Annotated in this window: 12 protein-coding genes; 10 read left to right on the plus strand and 2 right to left on the minus strand. The window is 33.3% G+C overall.

Features of this window, described 5'->3' with window-relative positions; genetic code table 11:
• Positions 1 to 34: 34 nt before the first annotated feature.
• Together argH and J4P91_RS15865 are read left to right on the plus strand one after the other, a co-directional pair.
• A complete protein-coding gene (argH, locus tag J4P91_RS15860; RefSeq protein WP_207994895.1) occupies positions 35 to 1,543 on the plus strand; it encodes an argininosuccinate lyase in 1,509 nt (502 codons plus the stop codon).
• 66 nt (positions 1,544 to 1,609) lie between these two features.
• Complete coding sequence (locus J4P91_RS15865; RefSeq protein WP_207994896.1) at positions 1,610 to 2,446, plus strand: GNAT family N-acetyltransferase; 837 nt, start codon at positions 1,610 to 1,612, stop codon at positions 2,444 to 2,446.
• Positions 2,447 to 2,481: 35 nt separating this feature from the next.
• Here the strand turns inward: J4P91_RS15865 and J4P91_RS15870 are convergent, their stop codons facing one another.
• Complete coding sequence (locus J4P91_RS15870; protein WP_207994897.1) at positions 2,482 to 3,234, minus strand: (S)-benzoin forming benzil reductase; 753 nt, start codon at positions 3,232 to 3,234, stop codon at positions 2,482 to 2,484.
• A 282-nt stretch (positions 3,235 to 3,516) separates the two neighbouring features.
• On the opposite strand from J4P91_RS15870, the gene J4P91_RS15875 reads away from it, so the two are divergent.
• The 8 genes from J4P91_RS15875 (at position 3,517) to J4P91_RS15910 (ending at position 9,180) form a co-directional block, all read left to right on the plus strand.
• Positions 3,517 to 3,858, plus strand: coding sequence for an ASCH domain-containing protein (locus tag J4P91_RS15875; protein ID WP_207994898.1), 342 nt, complete (start codon positions 3,517 to 3,519; stop codon positions 3,856 to 3,858).
• Positions 3,855 to 4,271: an NUDIX hydrolase gene (locus J4P91_RS15880; RefSeq protein WP_207994899.1), complete on the plus strand. Its 417-nt coding sequence runs from the start codon at positions 3,855 to 3,857 to the stop codon at positions 4,269 to 4,271. Before J4P91_RS15875 ends, J4P91_RS15880 begins: the two co-directional genes overlap by 4 nt.
• A 68-nt stretch (positions 4,272 to 4,339) precedes the next feature.
• Positions 4,340 to 4,957 carry an acetate uptake transporter gene (locus tag J4P91_RS15885; protein WP_016115669.1) on the plus strand — a complete coding sequence of 206 codons (618 nt, stop codon included), beginning with the start codon at positions 4,340 to 4,342 and terminating at the stop codon, positions 4,955 to 4,957.
• A gap of 205 nt (positions 4,958 to 5,162) precedes the next feature.
• A complete protein-coding gene (locus J4P91_RS15890) occupies positions 5,163 to 5,606 on the plus strand; it encodes a flavodoxin (protein WP_207994900.1) in 444 nt (147 codons plus the stop codon).
• A gap of 16 nt (positions 5,607 to 5,622) precedes the next feature.
• Complete coding sequence (locus J4P91_RS15895; RefSeq protein WP_207994901.1) at positions 5,623 to 6,522, plus strand: hypothetical protein; 900 nt, start codon at positions 5,623 to 5,625, stop codon at positions 6,520 to 6,522.
• Positions 6,523 to 6,756: 234 nt separating this feature from the next.
• Positions 6,757 to 6,957, plus strand: a complete 201-nt coding sequence (gene cspB / locus J4P91_RS15900; RefSeq protein ID WP_003198964.1) for a cold shock-like protein CspB — start codon at positions 6,757 to 6,759, stop codon at positions 6,955 to 6,957.
• A gap of 302 nt (positions 6,958 to 7,259) precedes the next feature.
• Positions 7,260 to 8,105, plus strand: coding sequence for an exonuclease (locus J4P91_RS15905; RefSeq protein WP_207994902.1), 846 nt, complete (start codon positions 7,260 to 7,262; stop codon positions 8,103 to 8,105).
• 856 nt (positions 8,106 to 8,961) lie between these two features.
• A complete protein-coding gene (locus J4P91_RS15910) occupies positions 8,962 to 9,180 on the plus strand; it encodes a hypothetical protein (protein WP_207994903.1) in 219 nt (72 codons plus the stop codon).
• Positions 9,181 to 9,538: 358 nt separating this feature from the next.
• Here J4P91_RS15910 and J4P91_RS15915 read toward each other — a convergent pair.
• Positions 9,539 to 9,632: DUF3898 domain-containing protein (locus tag J4P91_RS15915; RefSeq protein WP_207994909.1), on the minus strand; the 94-nt coding region annotated here is incomplete at its 5' end.

A 9,632-nucleotide genomic window follows, 5' to 3' on the forward strand; every position in this document is an offset into this window, starting at 1 on the left:
ATTAGTAAACAACTGGGCGAAAGGGGAAAAGGTGATGAAACAAAATAAGGAAGAATTTATAAAGGGTGAAGGCGCTGATTTTCCTGGGGAAACCTATGTAAATTGTGTGTTACAGCATGTGTTCCAATTTCAGCGAGATTACTTATTGCAAGAGATGTTTATGATTCATCGTGCTCATATTATCATGCTTAGTGAACAAAAATTAATGAAACAAGAAGATGCAAAAGTTATTTTAACAGCGTTAGAGAAAGTAGCACAAATTCCAAAAAGTCAATTATTGTATGAGAAGGAACATGAAGATCTCTTTTTTTTAATTGAACATTTAATTGTAAAAGAAGCGAATGATGATCTGGTAAGCAATATGCATATTGGCAGAAGCCGAAATGATATGGGAGTTGCAATGTATCGAATGAGTTTGCGCCGCTATTTATTACGTTATATAGAGCATTTTCTTCTTTTACAAGAAAGTATGTTAGAAGTTGCAAACGAACATATGGAAACAATCATGCCTGCTTATACGCACACACAACCTGCCCAACCAACGACATTTGGTCATTATATGTTAGCAATATATGATACAATGCATCGGGACTTAGAACGGATTTGGAAGGTGTATCATCTTGTCAACCAATCTCCTCTAGGTGCAGCTGCTCTATCTACTACAAGCTTTCCTATAAATAGACAGCAGGTTGCAAAGTTACTTGGTTTTTCAAGTGTTATTGAGAATTCATATGACGCTATTGCAAGCGCAGATTATTTATTAGAGACGAGCGCGACACTTATGGTAGCGATGACGAATAGCAGTAGATGGATCCATGATTTCTTACTACTAGCAACAAAAGAATACAATGGGATTACTGTTGCAAATCCTTATGTACAAATCAGCAGTATAATGCCACAAAAACGGAATCCTGTTTCAATTGAACACGCTCGTGCTCTCGCTAGCAGTGCACTTGGAGAAGCTTTTACTGTATTTCAAATGATTCATAATACACCGTTTGGAGACATTGTTGATACAGAAGATGATTTACAGCCGTATTTATATGGGGGAATCGAAAAAGCAATTCGTGTTTTTTGTATGATGAATGCAGTGATTCGAACAATGAAGGTGGAAGATGAAATTTTAAGAAATCGCTCATTTAAACATGCGATTACAATAACAGATTTTGCAGACGTATTAACAAAAAATTATAATATTCCTTTCCGGCGTGCTCATTGTGCTGCAAGTGATATCGCAACGATGTCTATACAGCAGAAAAAAGAGTTGCATGAACTAAAGTTCACAGAAGTAAATATGTACTTACAAGAAAACTTTCATATAATACTTTCAGAAAAAGAATGGAAAGACATTATATCACCAGAAGCATTTGTTGAAAAACGGACTGTATATGGTGGGCCAAGTAAAAAAGAAATGATACGTATGATTGAAAAGAGGAAAGAGTTTTTTAAGAAAGAAGAAATTAAGTTTGAAAGGGAAAAACAACGGATCTCACAAGTTGAAAAAGAATTAATAATGCGTGTTTTAAATATTGTTGAATCGTAAAAGAAGGATTTTATGAATTAGTCGCCAATATTCTATTTAAATATAAATAGAAGGAAGAGATTGTCGATGATTCAATTCCAGGTATATGAAGATGTTTCTCATTTTAAGAAAGAAGTCAGTCCTATTTTAGAAATGAATGAACAAGAAAATAATTTATTATTAGGGGTGTTACAGTCTACAGAGAATCCGTTGTTTATGGCAGTAGCAAAGCAAAATGAAAAAATTGCTCTTATATTTTTACAAACTGAGGAGAAGCAAATGATTGTTGCTAAGGCTGAGGTTTCACAAGAAATTATAGTGGAAATAGCAAAACAATTAACAAAGGTATATCCTAATATTCCTGGATTGATTGGTGAAAAGCAAGTGGTGAAACAAGTAGCTGAAGAGATTGCACAACTAGAACAAAAGAAGCTTTCTATCCATATGAAACAAGGTGTATATGAACTAAAAAAAGTAAAGAAGAAATGGGATGAACATGGCGTTTTCCGTCAAGTAAATAGTGGTGAACTAGCATTAATTGAAAAGTGGGTGTACCAATTTTGTGAAGATGTTCATTTGCCTACTACTGAAGAAAAAGCAAAGCAAATTGCAAACACATTAGTAACTACAAATCGCTTGTTTGGATGGGAAGTAGATGGGAGATTAGTTTCGGTAGCTGCCATAACAAGACCGACTAAGAGTAATGTTACAGTCAATTTTGTATATACGCCGAAAGAAGAACGGAAAAAAGGGTACGCTTCTAATTGTGTAGCTGCTCTCAGTCAGCGCATGTTAGATAGAGGTTATAAAACAACTACTTTATATACGGACTTAGCGAATCCAACGTCGAATAAAATATACCAAGAGATAGGGTATGAACCAATAATGGAATCTGTATTAATATTTTTAGAACAGAGAAAATAAAAGGCTCGCATATATGCGAGCCTTTTATTATAAAACTATTTTTCATCAATACGAATTACGCCGCCCTGTTCAAAATCCTCAGTTTCTATAAGATGAACAACCGCTTTAGCGACATATTCAGGAGAGAGTAGTTTTCCTTCTTCTTTTAAAGCGATAAATCGATCTAAGTTAGTAAAATCTTCTTTTTTTGTTTGACGGATTTGCTGTTGCATATTTGTATCAACAACACCTGGGGCAAAGGCAATTGTTTTTACTGGATATTCTTTCTCAGTTTCTTCTGTAGCGACACATTGTGTAAACATGTTCACGCCAGCTTTCGTCGTACAATATGCTCCCCATCCAAAGTATGGTTTTTGACCAGCTCCTGAAGAAATGTTAATAATACGTTTGTCTACTTTCCAATCTTTCGTATGTTTCATAAACGAAGAAGTAAGAATCATCGGTGCAATTAAATTAATTTGTACATTTGCAATTAAAAACTCACTTTCTGATTTTTCAATGGGTTTCATTGGTGCGAGGGTACCGGCATTATTAATCAAATGGATAGACGATACGTTTTCTTCTTCAATGGATGAAAAGATCGTTTCGAAATGAGTTTCTAGATTATGTACATCTTGGAGGTCGATTGAGTGAAATGTTAAAGGAATATCTTTTTGTTTTGCTTTTTCAATGAGTTGTTCATTTTGTCTTCTAGAAATACAAATGAGTCGTGTATCTTCCTCTAGTAATTGTGTAGCGATTGCTTCTCCTAATCCTTGTGAAGTACCTGTTACAATGACGTAGCGCATTTCTTTAAAACTCCTCTCATATTAAATATAATAAATGGTGTCGATACGGTGTTTTATCTACATGTTATCGTATAGAGCATTTCATATAAAGAAATAAATCTCCTTAATGGAGAATTCATGAATGTTTTGTATATGCTTGGAGAAGTTTTTCGACTTGATTGGAAAGTAGTGATGATAATCCTTCTTTGGAAAACGATATTGAATAAGTCTTGCTGGATTTTCTATAACAAATGAAAAAAGAGTGTAGATTCTCATGTTAAAATAAACCAAGGTGGTGAGGAAATGAAACATAAAATGAGCTTATATAATGAACCGTTTCAATCTATTCAATCTGGAAAAAAGGTATTTGAAGTGCGCTTATATGATAAGAAGCGTCAGAGTATACAAAAAGAAGATGAAATCGAATTTACAAATCTAACAACAAAAGAAACAATTTGTGTAAAGATAACGGAGTTGAAATGTTATAAAACATTTCAAGAAATGTATAAGGATATTGATAAAGAGTTGCTGGACTGTGCAAACTGGAGTTTAGAAGAAATGCTAGCAAGTACATATGAAATATATACGAAAGAACAAGAACAAAAGTGGGGAACAATTGCTATTGGGATTGAAGTAATAGCATGAGTCAAAATCGTGGTGCAGCTATTATTATACAGGAGGATAAAATTGCTCTTATAAAGCGTATTCGAGAAAATGAAGTGTATTTTGTATTTCCAGGTGGAGGAATTGAAGAGGGCGAAACTCCTGAAGAGGCAACGATACGTGAAGTTTATGAAGAACTAGGAGTACATGTTGAAATTCAAAAGCTTTTTATAAAGTATGAATATAATGGCTCGCAGTTCTTCTACAAAGCTCGTATTATAGATGGGGTTTTGGGTAGCGGTAAGGCAGAAGAATTTAAGAAGGTTGACAGAGGACAATACGTTCCAGTATGGGTTCCTATGAAAGAGTTATTAAATGTAAATATAAAACCTTATAAAGTGGCAGAATATATCGTTCATTGTTACGAAAATATGAAGCCTGACAACATACAATAAAAACCATTGACATAGCCTTTTGATTTGAGTATTGTATTCAGGTATGTGTTCAAAATCAGGAGGTTTTTATGAGTAATCAAACTACACATCATGTAAAAATGACAACAGCGGATCCATCTGGAATTGGTTTATTTGGATTAGCAATGGTAACACTTGTAGCATCATCACAAAAATTAGGATTAACTGATGGCGTTTCATTTGTATTGCCATGGGCGATCTTTTTAGGAGGATTTGCACAACTTTTTGCTTGCGTTCACGATGCAAAGCATAATAATACGTTCGGTACAACTGCATTTGGTGCATATGGTCTATTTTGGCTAGGCGTTGGAACATCATGGTTGATTCAACTAGGTGTATTCGGTGAAAAATTAGCACAAGCTGTAGATCCGAAACAACTTGGGGTAGCCTTCATTGGATATTTAATCTTTACGATTTTTATGACAATTGGAGCAATGGAAACACATAAAGTATTATTTATGATTTTTGTACTTATTGATTTCTTATTTATTGGTCTTTCATTTAGTACTTTAGGTGTTATGCCGCATGCTATGCATAACTTAGCAGCGTATTCTGAACTATGTATTTCATTACTATCTTTCTATGGTTCAGCAGCTGCTGTATTAAATACACATTTTGGAAAAGTTGTATTACCAGTAGGAAAGCCATTTGGCATTTTTAAAAAATAAGAACAGAAAGCACGAATGACGAGAATAGTCATTCGTGCTTTTTTTATAAATAAATAGCTGAGTTTTTGATTGTACAAAGCCCGATTGGTGATGGAAGTTACACTTTATTACATGTAGTAAGGAGAAAAATCAAAAATATAATTGAAATTGATTCTCATTATTAATATAATGAGAATGAGAATCAATTATAAAGGGGAATGTCGACATGGCGAAAATTTTAATAACATTTGCAAGTATGTCAGGAAATACAGAAAGTATTGCTGATTTAATTAAAGTGAGTTTGGATGCATTTAATCATGAAGTGGAATTAAAGGAAATGGAAGGAATGGACGCAAAAGAACTATTAGAATATGATGGTATCATTTTGGGATCTTATACGTGGGGAGATGGAGAGCTGCCATTTGAAGCAGAAGATTTCCATGATGATTTAGAAGGTATAGATTTAACTGGGAAAAAAGTTGCTGTATTTGGATCTGGTGATACGGCTTATGAGCAATTTTGTGAAGCAGTAACAATTTTTGAAGAACGTCTTGTAGAATGTGGTGCAGAACTTGTACAAGAAGGCTTAAAAATTGAGTTAGCTCCAGAAGAGGAAGAAGATATCGAGAAATGCAGTAACTTTGCAATCGCATTTGCCGAAAAGTTTTAAGAATGGGAGTGTCATCGTGGAAACAATGTTAAGTGCAACTGCTGTAACGAAATTAGAAAATGGGAAGCTTATATTGGCAACTACATATGATGGTCTATTTATGGCACAAAATGGCGAATGGAAACAAGTATTAACAGGGTTTCAAAAACGAATACGAGATTTATGTAGTAATGGAAAAATGATTTACGGCGTGGGTGACGAAGGGATTTTTGTTCGTAGTCTGGATGGTGGGGAGAACTGGAGTGTCCAAAGATTTCCAACAAAAGCAACGAGTTGGAATGTATGCAGTAATGAACATGGAAAAGTTATTGCACATGGTGATAAAACGGTATATGTTTCAAATAACTTCGGTACTACATGGGAAACCATTCGTCCATTTCATTGTTACGGCATTGACGCACCATCGATTCGTTCGTTATTTTTATTCAAACATTTCTTATTTATTGGCACAAAGATTCATTCTAAATATGGTGGTGTTTGGCTTTTTGACTTGCGAAGACGTAAGCTGAAAAGAATTAAAGTGACAACAAATCAGATGATTTCCGCTTTGGCATTACATAACTCCTATTTAGTAGCGGCAAGCGGTTCGTGCAGAGGTACAAGTGGCAACATTTCTTTTTGTGTGATAGACGAGGTTATTAAACATAAAAAGCTAAATTGGAAAATTTGTCAAAGTAAACAAAAAGAAAGCAGCTATTTAGACTTAAGTGTTGATCAACAAGTATTGTACACAACTTCAACTAAAAATAAAGCTGGAATAGGAACGATTTGCCGAGTATTTTTAGAAGAAGGTATAATAACGGCGTGTGGATCAATCAAAGGACATGGATGGCGCATTGTCAATGAAAGGGAAGATTATGTTGTAGCAGGGTCTGGGGAATCGAAAGTGATGCACTGGGAGAAAAGCGTTGTGTAAGATGTACAAAAAAAAATAGGGAATTCAGCTTTACTTTTATTATATTGATATGATATAGTGATTATAAACCATTTTACTTTTAATAATATAGAGATTTAAATGAGCTGTAACTTCAGAGGAGGATAGCAATGTTAAATCTCCTCTGCGGTTGCAGTTTTTTAATGTCTTTATTATTGTTGTAAAGTGGTCGAAAATGAATATGTACATATAGGTACATTGTAGGAGGATTTTTTCATGCAAAACGGTAAAGTAAAATGGTTTAACTCAGAAAAAGGTTTCGGATTCATCGAAGTTGAAGGCGGAGAAGACGTATTCGTTCATTTCTCAGCTATCCAAGGCGAAGGATTCAAAACTTTAGAAGAAGGTCAAGAAGTTACTTTCGAAGTAGAACAAGGTAACCGTGGACCACAAGCTACTAACGTAGTTAAGAAGTAATTGAATTAAAAGGAGAAGGGCTTGCCCTTCTCCTTTTTTTTGTTTTTTTATCCCGCTATTGGCGGGCAGTAAGACCCTCACCTCAAAATTCAGCGAAAGCAAAGAGGTTAGGTGGGGGATCAAGAAAAACCCCACTAATTAAAGTTTTGTTTTATGTACAAAAAATTTTTTATGTTTTTTATCTTAATATTCAAAAAACAAAACGAGATACTCAAAATCTTTTTATAAATTTTGTTTTGTGTGCTTGTACAGTGGGGACTCTATAATTAAGAATATAATTAGATAAGGAAGAGGTATGTGACTTGAATGAACCTAAATATTATATTGTATTTGATGTTGAACGGAATTTTCGGCCATATAAATCGCAAGATCCATTGGAAGTGGTTGATATTGGAGCAATCAAGGTAGAAGCCAGTACAATGCAGATTATAGGACGATTTTCTTCACTTGTTAAACCTACCGCACCCCTAACCCGTCATACAACAAAATTAACAGGAATTACAAAGAAAGATCTAAAAGAGGTAGAAAAGTTTCCGATGGTAATGAAGCGATTCCTTCAATTTGCTGGAGATGATTATATATTTATAACATGGGGAAAGGAGGACTATAAATTTCTCGCGCAAGATTGCCAACTACATAATATAAAATGCCCTAATATAGAGAGTGAGAGAAAATTCGATTTACAAAAATTTGTATTTCAAGCATATGAGCAATTATTTATACATACACCAAGTTTGAAATTTGCGGTGGAACAATTTGCTTTAGAGTGGGAAGGGAAACAGCACCGTGCTTTTGCAGACGCTAAAAACACCGTAAATATCTTTCTTAAAGTATCCAAGGAAAAGGATATTTATAAGCGATATAAAAGAAATGAAGAGCTCGTACTTGCAAAGAATGGTGTATTAACTGAAAAAGCAAAAAAGAAAATGAAGAGATGGGTATTTAAAGAATTAAAGAAAAAAGAACACATTCAATTTACTTGGAATGATTTTCAAAATAGCAAGACATGGGAAAATATAACGGAACGATATTATATTGACAATAATACAATATTCCTTTTACAAAATTACTTTACTATTGCTGTAAAGAAAGGTGAGCAGCAATTGCGAGTGTTAGAGGAAATGAATAACAAAATGAATGATGCGTAGTCAGAGTGAAAAGTTAAAAATGGTCGTGTAAATGAATATATATACGTATTTTTTTGGGGTGAATAGATGAAAAAATTGTACTTAGTAATAAGTGTGCTTCTAAATTTTATTTTTGGTTTTCTTTTTGAGTATGTTCTTTTAGGGGTGTTAATAACTGTTTATTCAATTAATTGTCTATTTAATGGTTGCTCAGATATGGTAGGAGAAGAATGGGTGGGTATCATTATGGGATTAGTTATTACTTTGATAATAGGTGGTATTCTTTTTCCAATGATCATATTTACGAACAGAAAGTTTTTGCATGTTGTGAAGATGAGAAAAAAACATTCCTTTCTTGTTAATTCCTCTTTTTTTATTCTTGGTACTTTTTTTAGTTTTTACTTAAGATCGAACAATATCGGTCCATTTTAAATAATAAAGTAAAACTTTAATCAGTGTGACATTTTCCATTGGTAATTATCCCTCATTAATCGGGCCTTTATGAGTAATTAGCCCTGATCTCTCTTATTTAAAATTCTACTATTAAATATCAAATGCTTTTAGATAATCGTAATATTATAAAACTGTAGACATGAATACTTTTTCGTCTTGAAGATATATCATGATACATGAATTTTTATGTTTAGTTAGCAATCGTAACACCGTTATTTTCAAAATGATACCAACTGCTATTAATGAACATTGCCCCTGTATCCATGGATCCATTAGACGTTTTGTTATATTAAAGTAAACCATATCCAATCGCTTACTTTTTTCTTAAGAAGTATATATTTTAATAATTTACTAGGTGGTTTATGGTAAATTGTTTATTGAATTAAGAAAATAAGGTGGGAATTGTAGAATGGAGGTATAATATATGGAAAACTTTATTGATAAAACATTAGATTCCCTTTTTGGAGGAAATAACTCTACATTATTGGCTGCAAATTTTATTTTTAGTAGTATTTTAATCATTATTGGTCTGGTATTAATTAAAAGCCGTAAGAACAGTCAAAAAAAAGGTGCAATAGGCTCTATCCTAGTTATCATTGGACTTGCCGTGGCCATATTTAATCTAATAAGGATTGTATTCTAAAAGTAATATTCTTATAAATTTGTGTTTTAGATAATGTAATATCGATATAACACGAAGCTGGTCATTTACTTATGAGTTATATAACTGTTATATGTATTGATGTTATTTATTATAAAAATATCTTTAAATTTATTGATATAATTGAGGTGAAATAACAAAAGCCCTTCTCATGTGAGAAGGACTTTTGTTATTTATGGTTTATATTCGGTTATATTCAGTTCATTTCAAGAGCGCCTGTTATTAACACTTGATAAAAATAGTTATATGGAAGCATTTATTCAATATTAGAACCGTGATTTTTAGTGATTTGTGGACGCATGTTTGTTATTTAAATGTGTTAACAATCGCATGGATTTGTTTAATATTGATGCGGGGTGGAAGCTTTCTTCTCAATCCGCTCAATCACATCCTGCAGCTCATCCGGCTTCAAAAATTCAATCGGAGAGAATCCC

Source organism: Bacillus sp. XF8 (assembly GCF_017498755.1).
GTDB lineage: Bacteria > Bacillota > Bacilli > Bacillales > Bacillaceae_G > Bacillus_A > Bacillus_A bingmayongensis.